This is a genomic window from Pseudomonas sichuanensis (assembly GCF_003231305.1).
Classification (GTDB): Bacteria; Pseudomonadota; Gammaproteobacteria; order Pseudomonadales; family Pseudomonadaceae; genus Aquipseudomonas; species Aquipseudomonas sichuanensis.
This window is the reverse complement of sequence record NZ_QKVM01000057.1, coordinates 14,811-40,199: the sequence shown is the minus strand read 5'-3', so window position 1 is coordinate 40,199 and position 25,389 is coordinate 14,811. Positions and strand designations below refer to the sequence as shown.

The window sequence follows — 25,389 nt, the reverse complement described above, 5'->3', positions numbered from 1 at the left end:
TGCAGGCACGAGTGGATATCCAGGCTTATCTGATGCGCTACAACCTCAAGCGCCTCCACAGCTACAACGGCTATGAAACGCCAGTAGCCATGGAGGAAAAGCTCAAGGCAGCGGGATGAACCTTAATCGGTGTCCAAAATTACTTGACCAGTTCAAGCCCGCTCCCACGCAGGCATAACGCTGCGGGCTGGGGGAGTGGGAGCCGGCTTGCCGGCGATGAGGCCCGTACAGGCAATACAGCCCAGCGTCTCTTACCCCTGTTCCGCCATCACCCGGGCAACGATTTCCAGCCCCTGCTTCAACTGGGCGCGGCCAAGTGCCGCCGACAGGCTGATGCGCACCGCCTGCAGCGTCTGGGTTCCGATCGCGAACACACTCGCCGGAACCACCTCGACACCCTGCGCGCGGCAGCGCCCCACCAGCGTTTCGGCATCGCCAGGGGTGGCGACCCAGGCATGCGGTGAAGGCACTGCCCCGGCCACCAGGTGATCACCCAATATCGCCCGCGCCAGGCGCCAGCGCTCGCCGATCTCCTGCCTTTGCCAGGCCAGCCGCCGTGCGGCGGTGCCGTCGGCAATCCACTGGCAGGCAATGTGCAAATTCAGCGGCGAAACCGGCCAGTGGGTAGCCTGGGCATGGGGGTCGATCTGTTCGAGCAAGCCCGGGCGGGCGGCGATCCAGCCCAGGCGCAGCCCGGCGGCGACCGTCTTGGACAAGCTGCTGATCAGGATGCCGCGGCCCTCAAGCAACGGATACAGCGGCGGGCTGTCTGTCAGCGCCCCATACACGTCATCCTCGATCACCAGCAGTTGGTGGCGCTTGACCACCTCGGCCAGGGCCTGGCGCCGCACGTCGCTCGGGCAGGCACCGGTCGGGTTGTGCAGGGTCGGGGTGGTCACCAGCATGCGCGCACCGCTGGCGCGGGCAACCCGGTCCAGTTGCTCTGGGCACAGGCCCTGCTCATCCAGCGCCACACCGTGCACCGGCAGGCGCAGCTGGCGACAGGCGGCCTTGATGCCTGGGGCGGTCAGCGCCTCGACCATGACCGGTTCACCGGCCTGGCACAGCGACTGCAATATCGTCGTCAGGCCTTGCTGGGCACCGCCGCACAGCAGCAGTTCATCCGGCGCCAGGGTCAGGCCGCGGTTGGCCAGCCAGCGGGCACCCTGCACCCGGCCGAGCAGCAACTGCTCGGGGCCCAGGTAGTGTTCGAGCAGGGCGGTTTCACCTTGGCTGAGCAAGGCCAGCATGCTGTGTTGCAGGTCCAGGTTATGCGGGTCGACTACCGGCACGTTGGTCGACAGGTCGATGACCGCCTGCTGCTGGTCCGATTGCTTGAGACGGAACAGCGTCGCCTCCTTGCTTCCCGCCAGCACATAGGTGCCACGCCCCACCTCGCCGGACACCAGGTGCCGCGCCGCCGCTTCACGGTAGGCCTGCTGCGTGGTGCTGGGGTTGAGGCCGAGGGCCCAGGCCAGCCGGCGCTGGGGCGGCAGGCGCTCGCCCACCTTGAGCTCACCGCGTTCGATGGCCTCGGCAATGGCCGCCACCAGTGCCAGGTAACGCGGCTGGCCGTCATCGGCCAGGGTTGGAGTCCACACGATATTGCCACCCATGCAATATAACTTTGGACCCATACAATGCCCGGCGCTTAGGATCGGTTCAACCTCGTACCGATGAAGGATGATCGTCATGTTCGACCTGCCCGCGCTGCGTGAAGCGGCTACTTACGTCCATCAGCACGTCCCGCCGACCCCGCAGCACGCCTGGCCGCTGCTGGCCGAGCGGGTTGGCTGCCAGTTGTGGGTCAAGCATGAGAACCATGCGCCCACCGGCGCTTTCAAGGTGCGCGGCGGGCTGGTCTATGTGCGTTCGCTGCTGGCGCAGGCGGTGTTGCCGCGTGGTCTGGTCACCGCCACCCGTGGCAACCATGGCCAGAGCATGGCCTTGGCGGCACGCCAGGCTGGGCTGCCCCTGGTGATCGTGGTGCCTGAAGGCAACTCGCGGGAGAAGAACGCCGCCATGCGCGCCCTCGGCGCCGAGCTGGTGGAGCATGGCGTCGATTTCGACGTGGCGCGTGAAGAGGCGGCCCGCCTGGCCGAAGTGCGTGGTTATGCCATGGTGCCGTCGTTCCATCCGGAACTGGTGAAGGGCGTTGCCACTTACGCCCTGGAGCTGTTCGAGGCGGTCGCCGACCTGGATTGTGTGTATGTGCCGATCGGCATGGGCTCGGGCATTTGCGGGCTGATCCAGGCGCGCAACCTGCTGGGGCTGCGCACCGAGATCGTCGGTGTGGTCTCCAGCGCGGCGGATGCCTTCGCGCAAAGCTTCGAGCAAGGCCGCATCGTCACCACCGCCAGCGCCAACACCTTTGCCGACGGCATGGCTTGCCGGGTCCCCCATCCAGAGGCCTTTGCGCTGGTGCGCGAGCATGCCGCACGTATCGTGCGGGTGAGCGATGAGGAGATCGCCGGCGCCATGCGCCTGTATCACGAAACTACCCACAACACCGCCGAAGGGGCAGGGGCCGCCGCGCTGGCTGCGCTCATGCAGGAGCGTGGGCGCCAGGCCGGCAAGCGGGTGGCGGTGGTGTTGAGCGGGGCGAATGTGGACCGTGAGCGTTATGCGCGGGTGTTGGCAGGTGATGGGGTGTCCTCGATGAACCCCAGGGATTGAGCAGGCGCAATTTTTTCCAATACCGGCGCGCCTCGCCCAATGTTAAATGGGCCGACTTTCTCACTGCACCGAGTGCGCCATGCCTTTTTCCAACGGTTTCCTCCTCAGCCTGTCCCTGTGCCTGGACATTGGCGTGGCCAATATCGCCATGATCACCCTGGCCATGCAGCGCGGCTTTCTCCAGGGCTTCTGGCTGGGCCTGGGCACCTGCGTCGGTGACCTGATCTACGCCGTGGCGGCGCTGGCCGGGATGACCGTGCTGCTGCAGTTCGAAGCGGTGCGCTGGAGCTTGTGGCTGGGCGGTTCGGTACTGCTGGTGTGGTTTGCCGTGAAGATGCTGCTGGCGGCCTGGCGCGGCGGGCACCTGGAGGGGCGTGGGCAGGTGGTGGTGGAGTCGGGCTGGCGCGAGTTCCTGCGCGGGATCTTCCTGGCTGTGTCCTCGCCCAGTGCGATCCTCTGGTTCGCTGCGGTGGGCGGGGTGCTGATCTCCCGCTCGGGTGGCGGCAGCCTGCTCGAAGCCGGGATGTTCCTCGCCGGCTTCTTCGCTGCCGGGTTGTTCTGGTGCCTGTCGCTGTGCGGCATCGCCAGCCATGGCGGGCGCTTGCTCGGTGATCGGCTGCTGACCTGGTCGTACCTGCTGTCGGCGGCGATCTTCTGTTACTTCGCGGTGTACGTGATCTTGTCCGGGTATCGCGAGTTCATTCTGACTGTTCCCGTCTGAAACGGCCTGGTTGTGTCGGGCGCTGTTTATAAGTTTGTTTAAACGTTTACTTAATTATTCAGATCCTTCCTATTTGCGTATAGGAAGCATCTGAATTGATAAATGCATGGAGGTTAAAATTCCGCGTTATTTTTATAAGTAACGATTTGAAGTAATTTCATAATTCTTCTTTTAAATCATTGATTTGTGTGCAGGTACGCGGAAACTTGCGCATTTTCATTGCCTTATGATTCGGGTGCTTATTTACCGCTCTAGCGCGACCCTTTACTTGCACGGAATGCAAGTGGGGCGCCTTGGACGTACCTGTCATAAGGAATGCGAATGTCCGGTCCTGGCGATCAACCCCTTTTCAGCTTGCAAGTTCATGGTGTTCAAACGGACTTGCAGGTTTTGCGCTTCAAAGGGGCAGAGGCACTGAGTTGCCCCTATTCATTCCACCTCGAACTGGTCAGTGAAGACCCGTCGCTCGACCTCGAAAGCCTGCTGCACAAACTGGCCACGCTGCGGGTCGGCAATGACGAGCAGTGCTTCCACGGCCAGGTCGCCAGCGTCGCCCAAGCCGACAGCGGGCGGCGGCTGACCCACTATCACCTGGAGCTGGTACCGCGCCTGGCCAGCCTGGCGCACTGCCGCAACCTGCGGATCTTCCAGCAGCAAAATGTGCCGCAGATCATTGCCACGGTGCTCAAGGCCCACGGCATCCTCGCCGACGCCTACGTGTTCCGCCTCGGCCCCACCCCATACGAAAAGCGCGAGTACTGCACCCAGTACGACGAGACCGACCTCGCCTTCGTGCAGCGCCTGTGCGAGGAGGAGGGGCTGCACTACCACTTCGAGCACAGCGCCGACGCTCACCTTCTAGTGTTCGGCGACGAGCAGAGCGCCTTCCCGCGCCTGGCGCGGCCCACCCCCTTCGCGCCGCACAGTGGCCAGGTCGCGCAGCAGCCGGTGATCAGCCAGTTCGGTGCGCGGGTAGCGGCGCGCACCGGGCGGGTCAGCCGGCGCGACTATGACCCGCTCAAACCCAAACTGCTGCTCGAAGCCCAGTATCAACCCGAGCTGCCTGTGCCCCAGCCGGACCTGGAGGATTACGGCTACCCGGGGTATTTCATTGACCGCGAGCGTGGCCGCCAACTGAGCCAGCGGGCCCTGGAAGGCCACCGCGCCGACTACCTGCAAGCCGAAGGCAACAGTGACCAACCGGCCTTGCGCTGCGGTCATTTCTTCACCCTCGAAGCACACCCGCGCGCCGCTTGGAACGCGCTCTGGCTGTTGGCCGAGGTTACCCACGAGGGCCATCAGCCCCAGGTGCTGGAAGAGGTCGACGCCAGCGCCGCTGGCGAGGCCTGGCAAGGCTACCGCAACACCTTCAAGGCCTTGCCCTGGGGCACCCCCTACCGGCCTCCAGCCCCCAGCCCACGGCCTCGCGTGCACGGTGCCCAGACCGCCCGGGTGACCGGCCCGCAAGGGGAGGAGATCCACTGCGACCGCCTTGGCCGGATCAAGGTGCAGTTCCACTGGGATCGCGATGGCCGGCTCGATGAAAAGACCAGCTGCTGGCTGCGCGTCGCTAGCCAGTGGGCCGGTAACCAGTACGGCGGGCTGGTCATCCCGCGGGTGGGCATGGAAGTGCTGGTGAGCTTCCTCGACGGCAACCCCGACCGGCCGCTGGTCACCGGCTGCCTGTACCACGCCGAGCACCAGCCGCCCTATGAGTTGCCCGCCCACAAGACCCGCAGCGTGTTCAAGACCCACAGCTCGCCCGCGGCCCAAGGCCACAACGAGCTGCGCATCGAGGACCGTGCCGGCCAGGAGCAGATCTACATCCACGCCCAGCGTGACTGGGAGCAGCGCATCGGCCACGACCAGCGCAGCCATGTTGGCCATGAGCGCCACGACACGGTGCTGGCCGACGTGCACAGCGAATACCACGCCCAGCAGCACCGCACCGTGCACGGCGACCGCAAGACCGAGCTGCGCAGCGACGACCACCTGACCGTCGCCAACAGCCGGCACATCACCCTGGGCCAGGCCCTGCTGGTGGAGGCCGGGCAGGAAATCCACCTGTCGGCCGGCAAGCGCTTGGTGCTGGATGCCGGCAGCGAGGTGGTGATACGGGCGGGCGGTGGTTTCGTGCGGATCGCGGCTGGCGGGGTAACCGTGGGTGGCTCGCTGTATGTCGACTCCACTGGCCAGGTCGCCGCCGGCACCCCGGCCGCGCCGCTGCTGCCGGGTATCACGGCCGAAGCCGAACGCTCGGTTTCGGGCCTGCCGCTGACCCAAGCGCAGCTCGACACCTTCCGGCGCAATGCCGCGTTCTGCGAGGAATGCGAGCGGTGCAAGGAGGGTGCCTGTGAGCTGTGAAACCCTTACCCCCCAAGACTGGCTGGCAGCCAGCCCGCTGGCTGATGGTGAGCGGCTTTACCTGGTGTTCGGCAGCCTTGCAAAGGCCGATACGCTGGCCGCCTACCGGCAGCGCGATGGCTCCCACGTGCCCCAGCCGCTGTGGAAAGGTACCCCCTACGCCGGCTGGCTGGAGGCCATGCCCTACCTGGTGGAGGCTGCGCCGCAAGGTGACTTCCTCGCCTGGTGCGGCAACCAGCGCTGCCGTGACTGGGGCTGGCTGGCGGTGTCCTCGCACCCACCGGCCCTGGTGTTCGACTACCTGCGCAGCCTGACACAGGTGAAGCTGCCCGACGGCACCGCGGTGTTCCTGCGCCTGTGGGACGGCCATCAGTTGCTGGCCCTTCTCGATCACCACGCGCCAGGCGAGGCGCCGCTGCTGCCTGTGTTCAGCCGCGTCTGGAGCAACGGCCAGGCCCGCCCGTTGCGCCAGGCACAGCGCCTGAACATCGAACCTTTCCCCTGGTGGCAGGCCAGCGCCGCGCTATTCGAGCACCTGCACCGGCACGACCCCGGCCCGGTCCTGGACAACCTCATGCAATGGCTGCGCGAGGCCCATGCCGACCTCTACTTCGCCCTCCCCGAGGCCAACCTGCGCTGCAAGGTCGCGCGCCTGGCCCTGGGTATTCCGCTCGACCCGCCAGCCCTGGAACGGCTGCTGGCGCACGTGAACAAGGACATCACGCCATGAGCCTGATCATCTACGCCAAGTTCCTCCTCGACAATCTCGACGCCCACAAGCCCGATGGCCCGGCACGCATCGCTGCCTTCCGCCAGCACAGCCTCGCCACCTTCGAAGCGCTGCAGGACAGCTTCTTGCTGGGCTGGGCACTGGACCTGGAACAGGAACTGCGCTTCACCGACAGTGCCGGCAACGAGGTGATGCGCCAGGCCAAGGGCCTTGGCGAACGGCGCATCACCGGCTACGCCAACTGCCCGGCCAATGGCGTGCTGAATATCGTGCACCGCTTCGAAAGCCTGGCCTTCGTGCCCATCGGCGGCACCCCCTACCAACTGGTCGAGCAGGTGGCGGCGGGCCAGATACCGCAACGCTTCGAAGGGGTGCTCAATGCCAACGGCCAGGCAACCATCAGCGGTTGCCACGCCAACCGCCGCTACCGCCTGCAATTCCATCCCAAGGTCAGCCCGGCCGAGGTCCAGGCCCTGTACGCCTCGTACGACAGCCTGCTCGACCAGCTCAAGGGCTGGTTGGACGGCGAGTGGGCCGAGCGCATCGCTCCGCATTGGGACAGCATGCCGCCGGTGGGGTCGATGCAGCGGGTAAACGATATCCACAAGGCAATGGCCAAGGGTGTCGGCAGCGTGCTGATGAACCTGTTCGACGACCTCAAGGCCCTGGTCAAGCTGCTGTTCAACCTCGACGGCGCGCGCGACCAGCTGTTGCAGTTCATCAGCGAGGCTGACTTCGACAAGCTCAAGGCCCAGGCCGGCAGCCTGCTGCACACCGCCTTCCTGATGCTCGACGACGAGCTGCTGATGTTCTACTACGCCACCGCGATCCTGCAGTGGCTGGCCCTGAGCCCGCCCGAGTGGCAGGCCCAGGCCTACGCCATGCTCAATGCCGGGCTGTTGCTGGATGTGCTGTTGGGGATCGTGCTGTCCGGCGGCCTGGGGCTGGCGTTCCGCCTCACCGCCAAGGGCCTCAAGTACGCCAGCAATACCGCCCGGGGGGCCGACGGCTTGCTGAACGGCCTGCAACGGCTGATCGATCTCAGCCGCCAGCATGCCCTGGCGACCCACACCAAACGCGCCCAGCCGCTCTTGACCGGCGGCAGTGTCGAGGTCAACAGCGCGGCCAAGGTGCCGCTGGCAATCAAGAGCGCCGCGCAGGGCCTCGACCTGGCTGTGGACGACGCCGTGTCGGTGGTGCGCGGCAAGCGCCACAGCACGCTACGGGTGGAGCAGGAGCACGACCTGCCCGACGCCCCCAGCCAGCCGCGCACCCCCAGCGACAAGCCCGCCCAGCGCGCCGACGAGACAGCCACCCACCGCTGCCCTGTATCGATGGTCACCGGCGAGGAGCTGCTCACCCTCAAGGATGCCGAGCTGTTCGGCGTGCTGCCGATAGAGTGGGTGCGCCTGTACCGCACCAGCGCGGCTGAAATCGACCACGGCCTGGGCCCCGGCTGGAGCCACAGTCTGTGCCACCGCTTGCAGGCCGACGGCCAGGGCGTGCTGTGGTGCGACCACGAAAACCGCCGCACCCACTTCCCGATGCCGGACAGCCAGCGCCCGGTGATCGGCAACAGTCTGTGCAGCGCGGCCATCTACCTGGGCCAGGCCGACGGCGAGCTGGTGATCGCCGAGGCCGGCGCGCGCCCACGCTACCTGCACTTCATCGACGGCCGGCTGATGGCCCTGAGCGACGCCTACGGTAACCGCGTAAGCCTGGCCTACGACCACAGCGGCCGCTTGCAGCACATCGACAACGGCGCCGGCAACCGCCTGCTGCTGAGCTACCAGCAAGGCCGCCTGGTGACGGTGGAGCAGCAGTTCTGGCAGTCGATGTACGACAGCAAAGGGCGCGAGCAGGCGCCCTGGGTACGGGTGGCGACCCTGGCCACCTACCACTACAACGACGCCGGGCAACTGACCGAAGCCGGCAATGGCCTGGACGAGCGCGAGCGCTACCGCTATGACGCCGCCAACGTCATCCTCGAACGCCAGCTGGCGGGGGGCGCGGCGTTTTACTGGGAGTGGGAAGGCGAGGGCCGGCACGCCCGCTGCGTGCGCCACTGGTCCAGCGTGCCGGGCCTGGAGGCCCGCTACCAGTGGGATGGCCAGGGTGGCGTGACGGTGCACAACGCCGATGGCAGCCAGCAGTTCTATCAGCACGACGACAAGGCCCGGCTGGTGCGCCAGGTAGATGCCGACGGCGCCGAGCACCATAAGACCTACGACGCCAAGGGCCGGCTGATCGGCGAGCGCAACCCGCTGGGTGCCGAAACCCTCTATAGCTACGACGACGCCGGGCAGCTGCTCTCGGTGCGCCCCGAGGAAGGCGAGGCTACCCACTACCACTACCGCGACGGCCATGTGTGCGAGGTGCGCCGCGGCCAGGCGCGCTGGTTGTACCAGCGCAACGCCCAGGGCGATGTGCTCAGCCAGACCGACCCCTGTGGGCAGGTCACTGGCTACCGCTACGACGATCAGGGCCGCCTGGTCGCCATCCGCCAGGCCGACGGCGGCCTGCACGAGCTGGGCTGGAACGCCTCTGGGCAACTGGTCAGCGAAGCCCTGCCCGGCGGCGGTTCGCGGCGCTACCGCTACGACGCCCTCGGCCGCCTGGTGATGCGCCTGCGCGAGAATGCCTCGGCCACCCAGTACACCTGGGACCTGGCCGGGCGCCTGAGCGAAGTGTCGCTGCCTGGCGGCGGTGTGCGCCGCTATCAGTACAACGCCTATGGCCGGGTGACCGCGCAAAGCGACGAGCAGGGCCGGGTGACCCGCTTCGAATACGAAGGTGGCCTGCACCTGCCGTCGCGGCGCATCAACCCCGATGGCAGCTGCCTGCACTACCGCTACGACAACGGCCAGTTGCAACTGTCGCAAGTCATCAACGAGCGTGACGAATGCTACCGCCTGGCCTACCACGCCAACGGCCTGCTCGCCGAGGAAACCGGCTTCGACGGACGCGTCACCCGCTACGGCTACGACCTCAATGGCCAACTGCTTGAAAAGACCGAGCTGGGCGACGATGGCGAGCCCTTGCTGACCCGCTACACCCGCGACAAGCAAGGCCGGCTACTGGTCAAGACCCTGCCCGACGGCCAGCAGGTCAGCCACCAGTACGACGCCCTGGGCCGCCTGGTGCGGGTGGACGACGGCCACTGGCCGCTGGCCTACGAGTACGACCTGTGCGACCGCCTGATCACCGAGCACCAGGGCTGGGCGACCCTGCACTACGGCTACGACGTGATGGGCCAGGTCAGCCATTGCCGCTTGCCCGACGGCAGCCGCCTCGACTACCGCTACCAGCCCGGTGGCCACCTGCAAACCATCGACCTCGACGGCCAGCGCCTCACCGCCCACCGCCATGGCCTCGGCCAGGAACTGGCCCGCGAGCAGGGCGAGCTGCTCAGCCAGTTCCAGCATGACGGCCAGGGCCGCCTGGTAAGCCAACGGGTCGATCGCAAGGAAGGCCCGGTGTTCATGCGCCGCTACCACTACGACGACAGCGGCAACCTGGCGCGTTTGGAGGACACCCGCCGCGGCACCCGCAGCTACCACTACGACCCGCTCGACCGCTTGACCAGCGTGCGCGGCGAACTGGCCGAGTATTTCGTCCATGACCCCGCCGGCAACCTCCTGGCCCAGAGCGGCCTGCGCGGCGACCCCCGCGACGTGCAGGTGCAGGCCAACCGCCTGCTGATGCACGGCGACTGCCACTACAGCTACGACCGCTTCGGCAACCAGGCCAGCGAGCGCCGCGGCCACGGCCAGCAGTTGGTCACCGATTACCAGTACGACAGCCAGCACCGCCTGGCCAGCGTCCAGCTGCCCGACGGCCGCCAGGCCCGCTACCGTTACGATGCCTTTGGCCGGCGCGTGTCCAAGGACGTCGACGGCACCGAGACCACCTTCATCTGGCAAGGCGAGCGCCTGCTGGCCGAGCACTGCCAAAGCCGCTGGCGCAGCTATGTCTACGAACCCGGCAGCTTCCGCCCGATGGCGATGCTGCTACGCGACGGCGACACCCCCGTCGAGGCTCTGTACTACCACCTCGACCACCTCGGTACACCCCAGGAGCTGACCGCCGTCAATGGCCGCATCCGCTGGTCGGCGCGCTACCGCGCCTACGGCCACGTGCTGCGGCTGGACGTGGACCACGTCGACAATCCCCTGCGCTTCCAGGGGCAGTACTACGATGAAGAAACCGGGCTGCATTACAACCGGCACCGCTATTACAACCCGCAGACCGGGCGGTACCTGACGCCGGATCCGATTGGACTGGCGGGTGGGGTTAATGGGTATTTGTATGGTGTGAACCCGACGGGGTGGGTGGATCCGTTGGGGTTGGAGGCGTGTTGTCCGGAAATATTTACCTACCGGGGGATGCCGGTTAACAAAGGTATAAAGCAACATATGGAGAGGTATGATGGTTTTTCCAAAAAACATGGAGTTAAAGGGGCGCATAGTCGAAGTGAATTTGTGAGGGTGGTGGATGAAATGCAGTTGCATATTATTTCGGAAGCTCCAGGCGATGTAGATGGTATTACTCAGATTTTTTATGGGCGGGATGCGCTGAAGCGGGATGGGACTGTGATTGGTGTAAAGCAATTTGAAAGCCCGAAGACGGTTTACGATGATGTCAAGCACCCAACAGATAGAATGTATTTTGGAGGGCTGAGGGCCGCGCGTCTTAAGTATGAAGAGGCTCTCAGGGATGGGAAGAATATTTATAGTGCTAGTTATAATGGAGTGAGGTATAGGGTATATCTTGATAGGGATACCAAGGCGGCCACCAATTTTCATCCTTCTGTTGGTGGTGAATATGCTAAGTAAAGTTGATAAAGAAGTAATTAATGCCTGTATGCTTGATTTCACACTTTCCGAGAATTTTGATGGTGTGGGCTTGATTGGAGTGCTGATTGAGAAGTTGCTTGATTTCGAAGGCGTTGGTACCGAAATGTCGGGAGTCTTCCTTGGGTGTGATGCCGACATACTCAGTATTCCTGGTTATTTGGACTCTGATGGCTTTGACATGTCGTTTGAGTATATGGATGAATATGTTGTCTGCTCAATGGCTGAAGGCGCAAAGTATATACAGGAATGGTGTATTAGAGAGGTGATTGCTGATAGAGAATCAGTAATTGAAGGTTGTAAGAGGCTGGTGGGGCTCTTTGGTGGTATGAGTGATCTCACTCGGACCGGAATACCTGAGAAGTGTTTGTTCGATATGCTTGTTGGCTCTGGTTTGAATAGGGGGGACTATATTGATCTCGTGCTTAAGTCCCTCTTGAAGTGCAAGGGGTTGGGTTTAGGTATGTCTGGAATATATCTGGGGTGCGATGGTGATTCGGAAGGTATTCCTGCGTATCTGGGATGTGACAAGCATCAGATGTCGTTTGATTTCGCGGGTGAATATGTTGTTTGTCATATGTTTGTAGGTGCTTGTTATATTCGAGACTGGTGTGAAAAAAATGTCTGCTGTAAGGGTTTTGGTTCTAGGAGGGGGGAGATAATGGCTGCCTGTAATAATCTGATGAAGCTCTACGAGGGTTTTGATGATGCACGGCAGTGATGATTGAAGAGGAGTTGCTGCGAAATTCTATCTCATCTGGCAAGGCGAGCGCCTGCTGGCCGAGCACTGCCAAAGCCGCTGGCGCAGCTATGTGTACGAACACGGCAGCTTCCGCCCGATGGTTGGTGTGAGAGGTCACATACTTGTGCAGAGAGTCCATGTGAGTGGGGGTAAAATATCCATTGAGAAGGGACGGTGATATGGAGTATTTAAAGATTGAAATTGAGGAAGAGATTAAGGCCAATTCGATTAAGGCTGAGCGGGTTGAAGAGGTGGAGTTGCGAGGCTTGCTAGATTATTTAGATTTGAATTTTTATGGTGGTTGCGGAAATCTTGATTCGTTTTATATACAGAGGGCTTGTAGGTATTATGACGAAAATTTCTGGAGAGGCATATCCAAGCACCCTGAAGAGTTTGTGTGCTTGTTGGTGGTGGATGAAAAGTGGCATGCCTGGAAGTTTGAGGGTAAGGAGGGGTTGCAGCTTCTGATAAACAAAACTACGGCGTTTAGATTTTGGCTGCTTGATGCTACAAGACGCGTGTTGGTCTATTTCGGGGATAGTGATTGCGTGCATTGGTCGCGGGTAGAGTGATGGGGTGCCACGATTTTTTATTGACTGCAAAAGGCTGGTGCTGCGTTGCCAGCTCACTCGGACCGAAATGCCTCAAGAATTGTACGTGGTCCTCTCCGGTTACCGCGAGTTCATTCAGGCCGCACCACCCTTGTAGCGGGTTGCGTAGTGCTGCGGGGTTACCCCGTGCACGCGACGGAAGGCACCGATGAAGTGGCTCTGGTCATAAAAGCCCAGGTCGAGCGCCACGTCCTGCGGGTGCTGGCCTGCGCGCAGGCGGCGCCGCGCTTCGATCAGGCGCAGTTGCATGTGGTACTGCAGCGGCCCAAGGCCGGTGGCTTTCTTGAAGCAGCGCGCGTAGTGGTATTTGCTAAGCCCGGCCAGCTCCGCCAATTGCTCAAGCTCCAGGCGGTTGTCGAGGCTTGCGTGCATCGCGGCCAGGCTGCGGCTGACAGCGACCGACTGCTCGCCGGGCGTAACCGTGGGTTGTTCGAGCAATTGCGCCACCAGCAACAGCAATGCCTGCTCGCGCTCGCCAGCGTCGGCCCGGGCCAGGTCGAGCAGGGCTGCAAACAGGCCGGGGTGCTCGAGGATGCCCTGCTCAAACGCCGGGGGCTGGTCGGTCGAGCGCAGGTTATTGTCACCGATCACCTGGCACAGGGTGTCGGTCGCCAGGTGCAGGCTGATGTATTCCACGCCGTCGGGGCCGAAGGTCGAAGCCTGCACGGCCAATGGGTTGTACAAGGTGACGCGCTGGGCGGGTACAACCAGCTCGCGACCGTCCAGCCATATCTGTTCAGCGCCTCGCAAATTGGCACCCAGCACGTATTCGTCGTGGGTATGGCGAGCAAAACTGGCACTGCCCTGTGCGTGTACCCACGACAACTCCAGCTGTGCGCAGGCGAGCAGGGGTTGGCTGGTCAACGGCATGGGGGCGCTTCTCTCTGGCGGATCTGGGCTACGCTATCGAACCAGCACGGCCCGGTGCAATGGCCCCCTCTATTCAATTCAGCGAGAGCAATGAAGATGAAGCCGAACCCCGCTCGCTACGAAGATGGCCGGGCGCTGACCCTCGCCGGCTTCGCCGAGCGTTTCAGCATGGCCGATCTCAGTGGGCTGCCGCGCCTGTGGCAGCGCTTCGGGCCGTATATCGGGCATGTGCCCGGCGCCCATGGCCATGACAGTTATGGTGTGTGCTACAACCCCGACGACCAGGGTGGCTTCGACTATCTGGCTGGCGTCGAGGTCGATGTGACTGCCGGGTTGCCCGCCGGCTTCACTCACCTGGAGCTCTCGCCCCAGCACTATGCGGTGTTTGAACACCACGGCAGCCTGCAGGCTCTCAAGGCGACCTTCGACGGCATTTTCCAGCAGTGGCTGCCTGCCTCCGGCGAGCGTTCGGCCAATGCCGCGGTGTTCGAGCGTTACCCGGCCGGGTTCGACCCTGCCGACCCACAGGCCGTCATGGAAATCTGGGTTCCGCTCGAGCGCCGCTGAGGCGACGGGAAATTCTCCCAGGCGCTGTCGATCTGCCCGATCCCCGTTCGACCAAAGGTGAACGCAACATCAACGCCGTCGCCCCAACGTCCGGAGGAAACATCGATGAACAGCGCAGCCGAACATGAAATCCGCCAACTGATCGAGCACTGGATCCAGGCCGTGCGCGATCGCGATGTCGACAAGATCGTCGCGCCCTATGCCGACGACATCCTCGCCTTCGATGCGATCCAGGCCCTGCAGTTCAAGGGCAAGGCCGCCTACCGCGCGCACTGGGAAATGTGCATGGGTTTTTGCACCGGCCCCATGGTATTCGAAGTGGCGCAACTGACCGTGCATGCCGACGGCGACCTGGGCCTGGCCCACTGGCTCAACCGTTGCGGGCCTTCCGACGATGAAAGCCAGTGCGGTTTCATGCGGGTCACGGTGGGGTACCGTCGCCAGGCGGGTCAATGGCAGGTCATCCATGAGCACTGGTCGGCACCCTTCGACATGGAAACGCAAAAAGCCCTGTTCGACCTCAAGCCCTGAAGCCCGTCGACCGCCCATCGCCACCTCACTCTGGAGACGATCATGAAATACCTGTGCCTGGTCTACTGTGATGAAGGGTTGTTGCACAGCCTGCCCGACAGCCCCGAAGACGCCGAATGCATGGCCTACGCCGAGTCCATCCAGGGTTCCGGGCGCATGCTCGCCGCCGAGGCGCTCAAGCCGGTGCAGACGGCCACCACGGTGCGCGTGCGCGGTGGGCACATGAGCCTCACCGACGGCCCATTCGCCGAAACCAAGGAGCAGCTGGCGGGCTTCTACCTGGTCGATGCCCGCGACCTCAACGAGGCGCTGAACATCGCCAAGGGCATCCCGGCAGCACGGGTTGGCAGTGTTGAAGTGCGGCCCGTGCGCGAACTGCAACCCTGAAGGAGAACAACCAGCATGACACTGGCGCAACCGCTACAGGCCCCGCACGAACTGGCCATCAGCCGCCTGATCGATGCCCCGCCGGCCAAGGTGTTCCGGGCCTGGACCGAACCCCAATGGCTGATGCAGTGGTGGGGGCCGCACGGCATGACCACCCCGGAATGCGAGATGCAACTGTGGGCGGGCGGGCTGTTCCGCACCTTGATGCGTGCGCCTGACGGCAGCGAATACCCGCATCAGGGCGTGTTCCTGGAAATCCACCCGCCGCACCGGCTGGTCTTCACCGACGCCTTCCGCCCAGGTTGGGTGCCGTCGGACAAAGCCTTCATGACCGCCGTGATCACCTTCGACGAAGAACATGGCAAGACCCGCTATACCGCGCGAGCCTGGCACTGGAGTGCCGCCGACTGCCTCGCCCATGAAGAAATGGGCTTTCATCAGGGCTGGGGAGAAAGCCTGGACCGCCTGGTGGAGGTAGTGACCCAGCGGATGCCGGACTGATGCAAGCGCCGGCGCAGGTACGCGAGGAAGTCGAGGCGATCTATCGCCGCGACTCGCGGCGCATCCTGGCGACCCTGATCCGCTTGCTGGGGGATTTCGACCTGGCCGAGGAGGCCATGCACGATGCCTTCTTCATTGCCGTCGAGCGTTGGCAGCGCGACGGCATCCCCGACAATCCGCGGGCCTGGCTGGTCTCGACCGGGCGTTTCAAGGCTATCGACGCCTTGCGTCGACGTGCCCGTTTCGACCGTTCGCAGGCCGACCTGATCATGCTGCTCGAAGGCGAGGCGCACGACCCTGGCGATGAAGAGCTGCTGGCCGACGATCGTCTGCGCCTGATCTTCACCTGCTGCCACCCGTCGCTGGCCTTCGATGCCCAGGTGGCGCTGACCCTGCGCGAGGTGTGCGACCTCACCACCGAGCAGATTGCCCGTGCCTTCCTGCAGAGCCCGACAACCATTGCCCAGCGTATTGTGCGTGCCAAGGCGAAGATTCGTGATGCCGGGATTCCCTACCAGGTGCCCGCCCTGAACGAGTTGCCCGAGCGACTGGAGAGTGTGTTACGGGTGATTTACCTGGTGTTCAACGAAGGCTATTCGGCTTCGACGGGTGAAGACGTGGTGACCCAGGCGTTGACCGATGAGGCTATTCGCCTGGGCCGGCTGGTCGGGCAGTTGCTGCCGGATGCCGAGGTGCTCGGCCTGCTGGCGCTGATGCTGCTGCAGGCCTCGCGGCAAAGAGCGCGCAGCGATGCCGAAGGCGAACTGGTGGTGCTCGATGAGCAGGACCGCAGCCTGTGGGATCGCGCGCAGATCGAGGAAGGTTGTCAGTTGGTGCAGCGGGCGCTGCGCAGCCGCGCGTTCGGGCCCTACAGCTTGCAGGCGGCGATTGCTGCCGTGCATGCCGAAGCGCCCAGTGCCGAAGCCACGGACTGGGGGGAGATTGTCGGTTTGTACGAGGTGCTGCAACGGCATTGGCCGTCACCGGTGGTCGAGCTCAACCGTGCGGCGGCGCTGGCCCGTCGGGACGGTGCGCAGGTGGGCTTGCAGGCGGTGGAGGCGATTCTGGCGCGTGGCGAGCTGGGTGATTATCACCTGGCCCATGCTGCGCGGGCCGAGCTGCATTGGCAGCTGGGTAATGAGGAGCAGGCGCGGGAGGCTTGGCAGCAGGCGCTTGCGCTGACCCGGCAGGGGCCGGAGCGGCGGCACATCGAGCGGCGCTTGAGCAGGTTGGGAGGACTCTTCGCGGGTAAACCCGCTCCCACAGGTTAAGCGTTGCTTTCAAAAGTGGCGCAGAACCTGTGGGAGCGGGTTTACCCGCGAAAAAGCCAGCACTGAAATCAGCTGGCAACGAAATTCGGCGGGCTCACCAGTTCGACGGTCTGCTGCTTGCGCGGTGCCAGGATCTCGGCCTCACCGGCGACCACCAGCTCATCGTTCTGGTTGTACACGTTGGTGGCGATGCGCACCTTGAACTTGGGCAGCTTCTCGAGGACTTCCAGGCGCACGGTCAGGGTGTCGCCGATCTTGACCGGCTTCTGGAAGCTCATCTGCTGACCCAGGTAGATGGTGCCGGGGCCGGGCAGGGTGCAGGCCACCGCGGCGCTGATCAGTGCACCGCTGAACATGCCGTGGGCGATGCGTTCGCGGAACATGCTCTTGGCGGCGAACTCGGCGTCCAGGTGCACCGGGTTGTGGTCACCGGACATCGCGGCGAACAACTGGATGTCGCGTTCTTCCACGGACTTCTTGTATTCAGCTTTCTGGCCGACTTCGAGGGCTTCGTAAGGCGTGTTGCTGACCTGGGTCATCGGGGCTTCCTTGTGGGGCGGGCGAGGGTGCCTATCATTCACTGCGGGCAGGGCGGCCAAGGGCCAGCGCCTGCTCCAGCCAGCCGATGATATCGGCACTGACCTCGTCGCGATGGGTTTCGTTGAGCACTTCGTGCCGTGCGCCGGGGTAGACGCGCAACTGCACGTGGCGGTTGCCGGTCGCGCGCAGGGCGTCGGCCAGAACCGTGAGACGCTTGCCGGCACTCACCGGATCACATTCACCGCCAATGACCAGCACTGGCAGGTTCGGATCGATCTGCGCGAGGTGCTTGGCCTGGCTGATCTGCGCCAGGCCCTGCAGCAGGTCGAGCCACAGTTGGTTGCTGCAGCGAAAGCCGCACAGCGGGTCGGCGATGTACTTGTCCACCTCGTCCGGGTCGCGGCTGAGCCAGTCGAAGGCGGTGCGGTTAGGCTTGAACGCCTTGTTGAACGCACCGAACGACAGCCAGTCGATCAGCGCGCTCTTGCCCAGCGGCCCCTGGCGCCAGGCTTCGAGCCGGGCAATCAGGCGCGCGCTGCGATACAGCGCTACAGGTTGGAAGTTCGAGCCGCTGAGGATCGCCCCCTGCAGGCTGGCGCTGTGGTGCAGCAGGTAGGCCTGGGCGATATAGCTGCCCATGCTGTGGCCGAACAGGAACAGCGGTGTGCCGGGAAACTGCTGGCCGATGTGCTGGGCCAGCAAGCCCAGGTCGTTGACCACGGCATTCCAGCCATTGTGGCTGGCGAACAGGCCGAGGTGGCCCAGTTCGGCGGTACGCCCGTGGCCACGCAGGTCTGGCGCGATCAGGGCGTAACCGGCGTCATTCAGGGCATGCCCCAGGCGCTGGTAGCGCCCGGCATGCTCGGCCATGCCATGGGCCAGCAACACCACGGCCTTGACCGGCGTGGCCGGCAGCCATTGGTGTACGTACAGGCTGCAATGCTCGCTGGCGGGCAGCCAGAAGGCGTCATGGGGCATGGCGGGTCCTTGCGCACAGAGTTCGAGGAACAGTGTATGCGCAAAGGCCACAATTGCAGGAAGGGCATAAATAAGATTCACAATGTTAATGGCAGCACTTGGCGTATTTGCCGCCTCGGGCCGAACTGCTAACGTCGGCAGAACGCCTTTTTGCCACCTGGCATCAAGGTCAGGGAAGGTCCCGGCAGAGGAACTACAACAAATGCAAGCCGATTTCTGGAACGACAAGCGCCCGGCGGGCGTGCCTTCCACACTGGATTTGACGGCCTATGCGTCCGTCGTCGATGTCTTCGAACGCTCCTGCAAGCGCTTCGCCGACCGCCCGGCATTCAGCAACCTGGGCGTAACGCTCAGCTATGCAGAGCTCGAACGCCACTCCGCGGCCTTCGCCGCCTGGCTGCAGCAGCATACCGACCTGGTACCGGGCGACCGCATCGCGGTACAGATGCCCAACGTGCTGCAGTACCCCATCGCCGTGTTCGGTGCCCTGCGTGCCGGGCTGGTGGTGGTCAACACCAACCCGCTGTACACCGCCCGCGAGATGCGCCACCAGTTCAAGGACTCCGGGGCCCGCGCGCTGGTCTACCTGAACATGTTCGGCAGCCGCGTGCAGGAGGTGCTGCCCGACACCGGCATCGAGTACCTGATCGAGGCGAAGATGGGCGACCTGCTGCCCGCCGCCAAGGGCTGGTTGATCAATACCGTGGTCGACAAGTTGAAGAAGATGGTGCCTGCCTATCAGCTGCCCCAGGCGGTGTCGTTCAAGCAGGTGTTGCGCCTGGGGGGCGGGCTGACCCACAAACCGGTGCCGCAAGTGCACGACGATATCGCCGTGCTGCAGTACACCGGCGGCACCACCGGCCTGGCCAAGGGCGCGATGCTCAGCCACGGCAACCTGGTGGCCAACATGTTGCAGGTACTGGCTTGCTTCGCCCAGCACGGCCCCGACGGCCAGCCGCTGATCAAGGAAGGCCAGGAGGTGATGATCGCGCCGCTGCCGCTGTATCACATCTATGCGTTCACCGCGAACTGCATGTGCATGATGGTCACCGGCAACCACAACGTGCTGATCACCAACCCCCGCGACATCTCGGGCTTTATCAAGGAACTGGGCAAGTGGCGGTTCTCGGCGCTGCTGGGGCTGAACACGTTGTTCGTCGCCTTGATGGACCACCCCGGTTTCAAATCGCTGGATTTTTCCGCACTCAAGGTCACCAACTCCGGCGGTACGGCGCTGGTCAAGGCCACCGCCGAGCGTTGGGAAGCCTTGACCGGCTGTCGCATCGTCGAAGGCTACGGCCTGACCGAGACCTCCCCGGTGGCCAGCACCAACCCTTATGGCCAACTGGCGCGGTTGGGGACCGTGGGCATCCCGGTGGTCGGCACGGCGTTCAAGGTGATCGACGACGAAGGTAACGAGCAGCCGCTGGGTGAGCGCGGCGAGCTGTGCATCAAGGGGCCGCAGGTGATGAAGGGCTACTGGCAGCAACCGGAAGCCACGGCCCAGGCGCTGGATGCCGAAGGCTGGTTCAAGACCGGCGACATTGCGATCATCGACCCGGACGGCTTCACCCGTATCGTCGACCGCAAGAAGGACATGATCATCGTCTCGGGTTTCAACGTGTACCCCAACGAAATCGAGGACGTGGTGATGAATCACCCACAGGTGGCCAGCTGTGCGGCCATCGGTGTACCGGACGAACGTTCCGGCGAGGCGGTCAAGCTGTTCGTGGTGCCACGCGCGGGGGGGCTGAGCGTTGACGAGCTCAAGGCTTACTGCAAGGCCAACTTCACCGGCTACAAGGTGCCCAAGCACATCGTGCTGCGTGATTCGTTGCCGATGACACCGGTGGGCAAGATCTTGCGTCGGGAACTGCGCGACATCGCCTGAGGCAATCCCCGACGCGATTTGTGGGAGCGGGCTTGCCCCGCGATGGGGCCAGGTCAGCAAACATCAGTGCTTGGCCTAGCGCCATCGCGGGGCAAGTCGCATCGGCGCACCGCCGCTCCCACGAGGTTCGCATTTATGGCTCTAGCACAGTGGTTTCAGGCAGATCAGCGACATTTTGGCTAAATACTCTAAAAATGACCTGTACATTTCTTTGAGTCATTTTCGTGACCGCAAGGCCGGTTTCGGCCTCTAGGCGACCCCTGGTAAAGCTGTTACTCTCGGCGCGCTTTCCCAGGATCCGGTTTGCAATGAGCCGGCTTCGCATATCAATAATAAGCGCATCGACGCGTACCGAATTCGCTGTTGCTGAAGGAGCGGGCTTCCATGATCGAACATTTTTGGAAGGATAAGTACCCAGCCGGGGTCACGGCGGACATCAATCCTGACGAATTCCCCAATATCCAGGCGGTTCTCAAGCAATCCTGCCAACGCTTTGCCGACAAACCTGCCTTTAGCAACCTGGGCAAGACCATCACTTACGGCGAGCTGTATGCGCTGTCCGGCGCCTTTGCCGCCTGGCTGCAGCAGCATACCGACCTGAAGCCGGGCGATCGCATCGCCGTCCAGTTGCCCAACGTCCTGCAATACCCTGTCGCCGTGTTCGGCGCCATGCGTGCCGGGCTGATCGTGGTCAACACCAACCCGCTGTACACCGCGCGGGAACTGGAGCACCAGTTCAACGATTCCGGCGCCAAGGCGCTGGTGTGCCTGGCCAACATGGCGCACCTGGCCGAGAAAGTCGTGCCGAAGACCCAGGTCAAGCACGTCATTGTCACCGAAGTGGCCGACCTGTTGCCACCGCTCAAGCGCTTGCTGGTCAACAGCGTCATCAAATACGTGAAGAAAATGGTGCCGGCCTACAACCTGCCCAATGCCGTGCGCTTCAACGATGCGCTGGCCCTGGGCAAGGGCGGCGCGGTGACCGAGGCCAACCCGCAGGCCAACGATGTGGCAGTGCTGCAGTACACCGGCGGCACCACCGGCGTGGCCAAGGGCGCGATGCTCACCCACCGCAACCTGGTCGCCAACATGCTGCAGTGCCGTGCGCTGATGGGCTCGAACCTGCACGAAGGCTGCGAGATCCTCATCACCCCGCTGCCGCTCTACCACATCTACGCCTTCACCTTCCATTGCATGGCCATGATGCTGATCGGTAACCACAACATTCTCATCAGCAACCCGCGCGACCTGCCGGCCATGGTCAAGGAGCTGAGCAAGTGGAAGTTCAGCGGCTTCGTTGGCCTGAACACCCTGTTCGTCGCCCTGTGCAACAACGAAAGCTTCCGCAACCTGGATTTCTCGGGGCTGAAGATCACCTTGTCCGGTGGCATGGCGCTGCAGCAGAGCGTGGCCGAGCGCTGGAGGACAGTGACCGGCTGCGCCATCTGTGAAGGTTACGGCATGACCGAGACCAGCCCGGTGGCGACGGTCAACCCGTCCGAGGCCAACCAGGTCGGCACCATCGGCATCCCGGTACCCTCTACCCTGTGCAAGGTCATCGACGACAACGGCCAGGAACTGCCGCTGGGCGAAGTGGGCGAACTGTGCATCAAGGGCCCGCAGGTGATGAAGGGCTACTGGCAGCGTGAGGAGGCCACCGCCGAAATCCTCGACGGCAATGGCTGGCTGAAGACCGGCGACATCGCCGTGATCCAGCCGGACGGCTACATGCGCATCGTCGATCGCAAGAAGGACATGATCCTGGTCTCGGGTTTCAACGTGTACCCCAACGAGCTCGAAGACGTGCTCGCCGCCTTGCCGGGTGTGCTGCAGTGCGCCGCCATCGGCGTGCCGGACGAAAAATCCGGCGAGGTGATCAAGGTGTTCATCGTGGTCAAGCCGGGCATGACCGTCACCAAGGAGCAGGTGATGGAGCACATGCGCGCCAACGTCACCGGCTACAAGGTGCCGCGCTACATCGAGTTCCGCGATGCACTGCCGACCACCAACGTCGGCAAGATCCTGCGCCGCGAGCTGCGAGATGAAGAGCTGAAGAAGCAGGGCCTGAAGAAGATCGCCTGATAGCCTTCACCGGCTTCTTCGCGGGTGAACCCGCTCCCACAGGAGTCGCGCCGTTTTCAGAAGCGGCGATGAACCTGTGGGAGCGGGTTTACCCGCGAATGGGCCAGTGAAAATCAGCGCAGCTTTTCAAGCATCTGGTAGTACCACATCCCCGCCGCCAACAGCGGATTCCCCAGCAGATCCCCCATCGGCACCTTGATGTGCTTGCACGCCGCAAAGGTGTCGAATTTCTCCAGCGTCCCGGTCAATGCCTCGGCCATGATCTCGCCCATGATGTGGCTGGTGGCGATGCCATGCCCGGAATAACCCTGGCAGTACCACACGTTGTCCGACAGCTTGCCCAGCTGCGGGATGCGGTTGACCACGATGCCCATGGCGCAGCTCCACTGGAACTCGATCGGCACGCCCTTGAGCGCCGGGAAGGTGCGTTCGATGCATGGGCGCAGTTCGGCCTCGATATCCCGCGAATCACGCCCGGAATAGTTGGCGCCACCGCCGAACAGCAGGCGCTTGTCGGCGGTCAGGCGGTAGTAGTCGAGGACGAAGCGGCAGTCGTATACCGCCAGGTCCTGGGGGTTGATCTGCGCGGCCAGCTCACCCAGTGGCGCGGTGGTGACGATGCCGCCCATGGCCGGGAAAATCTTGCCCTTGAGCTGGCGCTTTTCCAGCTTGTGGTAGACATCGCCGGCCAGCATCACTTGCCGCGCTTCGACCCGGCCCTGGGCGGTGACCACTGCCGGGCGCGGGCCGTGGATGATGTCCAGGACCTCGGAGTTTTCGAAGATCAGTGCGCCCAGGCTGTGGGCCGCGCGGGCCTCGCCCAGGCACAGGTTGAGCGGGTGCAGGTGCAGGTTGCGGCGGTTCTTCAGCGCGCCGATATACAGCGGGCTTTGCAGGTGCTCGGCCATCGCGCCGCGGTCGAGCAATTGCACCTGGTCGCCCATGCCGCGGCGCTGGGCCTCGGCTTCGAAAGCGCGCAGTTCGTTCAGGTGCGAGGGTTTCATCGCCGCATGCAGGTGGCCGCGCTTGAGGTCGCAGGCGATGCCATAGCGCTCCACCCGCTGCTCGATGATCTGGTGGCCGCGCCAGCGCAGGTGCCAGATGAAGTCATCCACCTCGGCGCCGAGCCGTTCACGCATCTGCGTGCGCATGGCCTCGTCGCCCGACAGGCTGCCGGTCACCTGCCCGCCGTTGCGCCCGCTGGCGCCCCAACCGATACGATTGGTCTCGACGATGGCGACCTTCAGGCCGCGCTCGGCCAGTTCCACGGCGGTGGCCACGCCGGTGAAACCGCCGCCGATGATCGCCACGTCGACCTGTACCGTGCCCTTGAGGGTGGGGTATTCGCTGTGGTCGTTGAGGGTGGCGCTGTAGTAGGACGGCGCGCGCTGGGCCGGCCCCTTGTTCACTGCTGCGTTCATGAGTGTTCCTTGTTGTAATTCGTCTGTCAGGCCTGGTGCAGGTACCAGCGCCAGTCCTGCTCGCCCACTTCGGCCATGAACTGGCGGTACTCGGCGCGCTTGACCTTCAGGTACACACCCAGGAAGGCCTCGCCGAAGGCTTCTCGGGCCCACGCCGAACGCTCGAGGGCATCGAGGGTGGTGAGCCAGTCGGTGGGCAGGTGTTCGGTGGCCTGGGCATAGCCGTTGCCTTGCACCGGTGCGCCCGGGTCGAGCTGCTCGCGAATGCCTTGGTGGCTGGCGGCCAGAATCGCCGCGGCGGCCAGGTAGGGGTTGGCATCGGCGCCGCAGATGCGGTGCTCCACATGCCGGCTGTTGGCCGGCCCGCCCGGCACACGCAGGCTGACGGTGCGGTTGTCGACGCCCCAGGTCGGCGCCAGCGGCGCATAGCTGTTGGCCTGGAAGCGGCGGTACGAGTTGGCGTTGGGGCAGAACAGCAGCAGCGATTCGCGCAGGTGGCGCAGCATGCCGGCGACCGCCTGGCGCAGCAGCGGGGTGCCGGCCTTGTCCTCGCTGGCGAACAGGTTGTTGCCGTCGGCGTCGGCCAGGCTCAGGTGCATGTGCATACCGGTGCCGGCCAGTTGAGCGAACGGCTTGGCCATGAAGCAGGCCTGCATGCCGTGGGCGTGGGCGACGCCTTTGACCAGGCGTTTATAGCGCACGGCCTGATCCATCGCTTCCAGCGCATCGCCATGCTCCAGCGTGATTTCGACCTGCCCCGGGGCATATTCGGAGATCGCCGTGCGTGCCGGGATGCCCTGGGCCTTGCAGGCGGCATAGAGGTCGGCGAGGAAGGGTTCGATCTGTTCCAGCTCGCGCAGGCCATAGACCTGGGTCGTGCGCGGTCGGCCGCCGTCGTTGTCCAGCGCCGGTTGCGGGCGGCCCTGGGCATCGCGCTGCTGGTCGAGCAGGTAGAACTCCAGCTCGCAGGCCATCACCGGGTAGTAACCGTCGGCCTTGAGCGCATCGATGGTGCGCAGCAGTACGTGACGCGGGTCGGCGATGCTGGCGGGCATGCCTTCGCTGGGGTGCATGCTGACCTGCACCGCCGCGGTGGGCACCCGGCGCCAGGGCAGGCGCACCAGGCTGCCTTCCAGCGGGTAGGCGCGGCAGTCGATGTCGCCGACATCCCAGACCAGGCCGGAGTTTTCCACGTCGTCGCCGTTGAGGGTAAGGCCGAGGATGGTGCTCGGTAGCGGACGACCGGTTTCGAACACCGCCAGCAGTTCATCGCGGTGCAGCAGCTTGCCGCGTGGCACGCCGTTGGCGTCGAGGATGAACAGCTCGATCAGGTCGATATCGGGGTTGTCGGCCAGGAAACGCCTGGCTTGCTCTGCGGGTGCAAAGTGCATGGTGGAATTCGCTCGCGCCCACGGGCGCACAGGACCGCCGTTCAGGTTCGGTCGGTCGTACTGAAAAGGTCGGCAGGGATGCCGCAACGGGTCAGTGAGTGGCGAGCGAGGTGTCTGGTGGGCGCGCGTGGCGGCAGTGCCACAGGGCCCAGAAGGCGAGGATGACATGCACCAGCGGATTCTCGCCGGCACGGGCCCTGGCCTTCGGCAGCGAAGGGCGGGGCAGCGGGCGGGCGATCAGCGGGTCGGGGAGCATGCCTTG

20 protein-coding genes are annotated in these 25,389 nt (G+C 64.0%); 14 read left to right on the top strand and 6 right to left on the bottom strand.

Features of this window, described 5'->3' with window-relative positions; translation table 11 throughout:
- Window positions 1-251 precede the first annotated feature (251 nt).
- Window positions 252-1,616, bottom strand: coding sequence for an aminotransferase-like domain-containing protein (locus tag DM373_RS24000; protein WP_244215123.1), 1,365 nt, complete (start codon window positions 1,614-1,616; stop codon window positions 252-254).
- A gap of 76 nt (window positions 1,617-1,692) precedes the next feature.
- On the opposite strand from DM373_RS24000, the gene DM373_RS23995 reads away from it, so the two are divergent.
- The 7 genes from DM373_RS23995 to DM373_RS23965 all read left to right on the top strand — a co-directional run bounded on the left by DM373_RS23995 (window position 1,693) and on the right by DM373_RS23965 (window position 12,658).
- Window positions 1,693-2,676, top strand: coding sequence for a threonine dehydratase (locus DM373_RS23995; RefSeq protein ID WP_110995929.1), 984 nt, complete (start codon window positions 1,693-1,695; stop codon window positions 2,674-2,676).
- A 79-nt stretch (window positions 2,677-2,755) separates the two neighbouring features.
- Window positions 2,756-3,397 carry a LysE family translocator gene (locus tag DM373_RS23990; RefSeq protein ID WP_110995928.1) on the top strand — a complete coding sequence of 214 codons (642 nt, stop codon included), beginning with the start codon at window positions 2,756-2,758 and terminating at the stop codon, window positions 3,395-3,397.
- Window positions 3,398-3,718: 321 nt separating this feature from the next.
- Window positions 3,719-5,761: a type VI secretion system Vgr family protein gene (locus DM373_RS23985; RefSeq protein WP_110995927.1), complete on the top strand. Its 2,043-nt coding sequence runs from the start codon at window positions 3,719-3,721 to the stop codon at window positions 5,759-5,761.
- The gene (locus DM373_RS23980) at window positions 5,751-6,491 is read left to right on the top strand and encodes a DUF4123 domain-containing protein (protein ID WP_167409863.1); all 741 of its coding nucleotides are present in this window, start codon (window positions 5,751-5,753) and stop codon (window positions 6,489-6,491) included. The genes DM373_RS23985 and DM373_RS23980 overlap by 11 nt, the downstream gene beginning before the upstream one ends.
- Entirely contained in the window at window positions 6,488-11,326 is a 4,839-nt protein-coding gene (locus DM373_RS23975) for an RHS repeat-associated core domain-containing protein (RefSeq protein WP_110995925.1), read from the top strand. Before DM373_RS23980 ends, DM373_RS23975 begins: the two co-directional genes overlap by 4 nt.
- Window positions 11,316-12,065 (top strand): hypothetical protein, encoded by a 750-nt coding sequence (locus DM373_RS23970; RefSeq protein ID WP_167409862.1) that lies wholly within the window; start codon window positions 11,316-11,318, stop codon window positions 12,063-12,065. Before DM373_RS23975 ends, DM373_RS23970 begins: the two co-directional genes overlap by 11 nt.
- A 200-nt stretch (window positions 12,066-12,265) precedes the next feature.
- The gene (locus tag DM373_RS23965; protein ID WP_110995923.1) at window positions 12,266-12,658 is read left to right on the top strand and encodes a hypothetical protein; all 393 of its coding nucleotides are present in this window, start codon (window positions 12,266-12,268) and stop codon (window positions 12,656-12,658) included.
- Between the two features lie 114 nt (window positions 12,659-12,772).
- Here DM373_RS23965 and DM373_RS23960 read toward each other — a convergent pair whose 3' ends face one another.
- The gene (locus tag DM373_RS23960) at window positions 12,773-13,567 is read right to left on the bottom strand and encodes a helix-turn-helix transcriptional regulator (protein WP_110995922.1); all 795 of its coding nucleotides are present in this window, start codon (window positions 13,565-13,567) and stop codon (window positions 12,773-12,775) included.
- A gap of 96 nt (window positions 13,568-13,663) precedes the next feature.
- Here DM373_RS23960 and DM373_RS23955 point away from each other — a divergent pair, with 96 nt between their 5' ends.
- The 5 genes from DM373_RS23955 to DM373_RS23935 all read left to right on the top strand — a co-directional run bounded on the left by DM373_RS23955 (window position 13,664) and on the right by DM373_RS23935 (window position 16,824).
- Window positions 13,664-14,134: a GyrI-like domain-containing protein gene (locus DM373_RS23955; RefSeq protein WP_341866400.1), complete on the top strand. Its 471-nt coding sequence runs from the start codon at window positions 13,664-13,666 to the stop codon at window positions 14,132-14,134.
- Window positions 14,135-14,239: 105 nt separating this feature from the next.
- Window positions 14,240-14,665 carry a YybH family protein gene (locus DM373_RS23950; protein WP_110995920.1) on the top strand — a complete coding sequence of 142 codons (426 nt, stop codon included), beginning with the start codon at window positions 14,240-14,242 and terminating at the stop codon, window positions 14,663-14,665.
- Window positions 14,666-14,707: 42 nt separating this feature from the next.
- Window positions 14,708-15,052 (top strand): YciI family protein, encoded by a 345-nt coding sequence (locus tag DM373_RS23945; protein ID WP_110995919.1) that lies wholly within the window; start codon window positions 14,708-14,710, stop codon window positions 15,050-15,052.
- Window positions 15,053-15,067: 15 nt separating this feature from the next.
- Window positions 15,068-15,553 carry an SRPBCC family protein gene (locus DM373_RS23940; RefSeq protein WP_110995918.1) on the top strand — a complete coding sequence of 162 codons (486 nt, stop codon included), beginning with the start codon at window positions 15,068-15,070 and terminating at the stop codon, window positions 15,551-15,553.
- Window positions 15,553-16,824 (top strand): RNA polymerase sigma factor, encoded by a 1,272-nt coding sequence (locus DM373_RS23935; RefSeq protein WP_110995917.1) that lies wholly within the window; start codon window positions 15,553-15,555, stop codon window positions 16,822-16,824. Before DM373_RS23940 ends, DM373_RS23935 begins: the two co-directional genes overlap by 1 nt.
- 68 nt (window positions 16,825-16,892) lie before the next feature.
- Here DM373_RS23935 and DM373_RS23930 read toward each other — a convergent pair whose 3' ends face one another.
- Both DM373_RS23930 and DM373_RS23925 read right to left on the bottom strand, forming a co-directional pair.
- On the bottom strand, window positions 16,893-17,363 hold the full coding sequence (locus DM373_RS23930) for a MaoC family dehydratase (RefSeq protein WP_110995916.1): 471 nt from the start codon (window positions 17,361-17,363) through the stop codon (window positions 16,893-16,895).
- Window positions 17,364-17,397: 34 nt separating this feature from the next.
- Window positions 17,398-18,342, bottom strand: coding sequence for an alpha/beta hydrolase (locus DM373_RS23925; RefSeq protein WP_110995915.1), 945 nt, complete (start codon window positions 18,340-18,342; stop codon window positions 17,398-17,400).
- Between the two features lie 202 nt (window positions 18,343-18,544).
- On the opposite strand from DM373_RS23925, the gene fadD2 reads away from it, so the two are divergent.
- Both fadD2 and fadD1 read left to right on the top strand, forming a co-directional pair.
- Window positions 18,545-20,233 carry a long-chain-fatty-acid--CoA ligase FadD2 gene (fadD2, locus tag DM373_RS23920; RefSeq protein ID WP_110995914.1) on the top strand — a complete coding sequence of 563 codons (1,689 nt, stop codon included), beginning with the start codon at window positions 18,545-18,547 and terminating at the stop codon, window positions 20,231-20,233.
- A 384-nt stretch (window positions 20,234-20,617) separates the two neighbouring features.
- A complete protein-coding gene (fadD1, locus tag DM373_RS23915) occupies window positions 20,618-22,315 on the top strand; it encodes a long-chain-fatty-acid--CoA ligase FadD1 (RefSeq protein ID WP_110995913.1) in 1,698 nt (565 codons plus the stop codon).
- A gap of 113 nt (window positions 22,316-22,428) precedes the next feature.
- Here the strand turns inward: fadD1 and DM373_RS23910 are convergent, their stop codons facing one another.
- Window positions 22,429-23,736: an NAD(P)/FAD-dependent oxidoreductase gene (locus DM373_RS23910; protein ID WP_110995912.1), complete on the bottom strand. Its 1,308-nt coding sequence runs from the start codon at window positions 23,734-23,736 to the stop codon at window positions 22,429-22,431.
- A gap of 26 nt (window positions 23,737-23,762) precedes the next feature.
- Window positions 23,763-25,127 carry a glutamine synthetase family protein gene (locus tag DM373_RS23905; RefSeq protein ID WP_110995911.1) on the bottom strand — a complete coding sequence of 455 codons (1,365 nt, stop codon included), beginning with the start codon at window positions 25,125-25,127 and terminating at the stop codon, window positions 23,763-23,765.
- Window positions 25,128-25,389: the final 262 nt, after the last annotated feature.

Coding starts and splice junctions, on each gene's coding strand:
- DM373_RS24000 (WP_244215123.1), bottom strand. CDS start 1,616: ATGGGTGGCAATATCGTGTGGACTCCAACCCTGGCCGATGACGGCCAG.
- DM373_RS23995 (WP_110995929.1), top strand. CDS start 1,693: ATGTTCGACCTGCCCGCGCTGCGTGAAGCGGCTACTTACGTCCATCAG.
- DM373_RS23990 (WP_110995928.1), top strand. CDS start 2,756: ATGCCTTTTTCCAACGGTTTCCTCCTCAGCCTGTCCCTGTGCCTGGAC.
- DM373_RS23985 (WP_110995927.1), top strand. CDS start 3,719: ATGTCCGGTCCTGGCGATCAACCCCTTTTCAGCTTGCAAGTTCATGGT.
- DM373_RS23975 (WP_110995925.1), top strand. CDS start 6,488: ATGAGCCTGATCATCTACGCCAAGTTCCTCCTCGACAATCTCGACGCC.
- DM373_RS23970 (WP_167409862.1), top strand. CDS start 11,316: ATGCTAAGTAAAGTTGATAAAGAAGTAATTAATGCCTGTATGCTTGAT.
- DM373_RS23965 (WP_110995923.1), top strand. CDS start 12,266: ATGGAGTATTTAAAGATTGAAATTGAGGAAGAGATTAAGGCCAATTCG.
- DM373_RS23960 (WP_110995922.1), bottom strand. CDS start 13,567: ATGCCGTTGACCAGCCAACCCCTGCTCGCCTGCGCACAGCTGGAGTTG.
- DM373_RS23955 (WP_341866400.1), top strand. CDS start 13,664: ATGAAGCCGAACCCCGCTCGCTACGAAGATGGCCGGGCGCTGACCCTC.
- DM373_RS23950 (WP_110995920.1), top strand. CDS start 14,240: ATGAACAGCGCAGCCGAACATGAAATCCGCCAACTGATCGAGCACTGG.
- DM373_RS23945 (WP_110995919.1), top strand. CDS start 14,708: ATGAAATACCTGTGCCTGGTCTACTGTGATGAAGGGTTGTTGCACAGC.
- DM373_RS23940 (WP_110995918.1), top strand. CDS start 15,068: ATGACACTGGCGCAACCGCTACAGGCCCCGCACGAACTGGCCATCAGC.
- DM373_RS23935 (WP_110995917.1), top strand. CDS start 15,553: ATGCAAGCGCCGGCGCAGGTACGCGAGGAAGTCGAGGCGATCTATCGC.
- DM373_RS23930 (WP_110995916.1), bottom strand. CDS start 17,363: ATGACCCAGGTCAGCAACACGCCTTACGAAGCCCTCGAAGTCGGCCAG.
- DM373_RS23925 (WP_110995915.1), bottom strand. CDS start 18,342: ATGCCCCATGACGCCTTCTGGCTGCCCGCCAGCGAGCATTGCAGCCTG.
- fadD2 (WP_110995914.1), top strand. CDS start 18,545: ATGCAAGCCGATTTCTGGAACGACAAGCGCCCGGCGGGCGTGCCTTCC.
- fadD1 (WP_110995913.1), top strand. CDS start 20,618: ATGATCGAACATTTTTGGAAGGATAAGTACCCAGCCGGGGTCACGGCG.
- DM373_RS23910 (WP_110995912.1), bottom strand. CDS start 23,736: ATGAACGCAGCAGTGAACAAGGGGCCGGCCCAGCGCGCGCCGTCCTAC.
- DM373_RS23905 (WP_110995911.1), bottom strand. CDS start 25,127: ATGCACTTTGCACCCGCAGAGCAAGCCAGGCGTTTCCTGGCCGACAAC.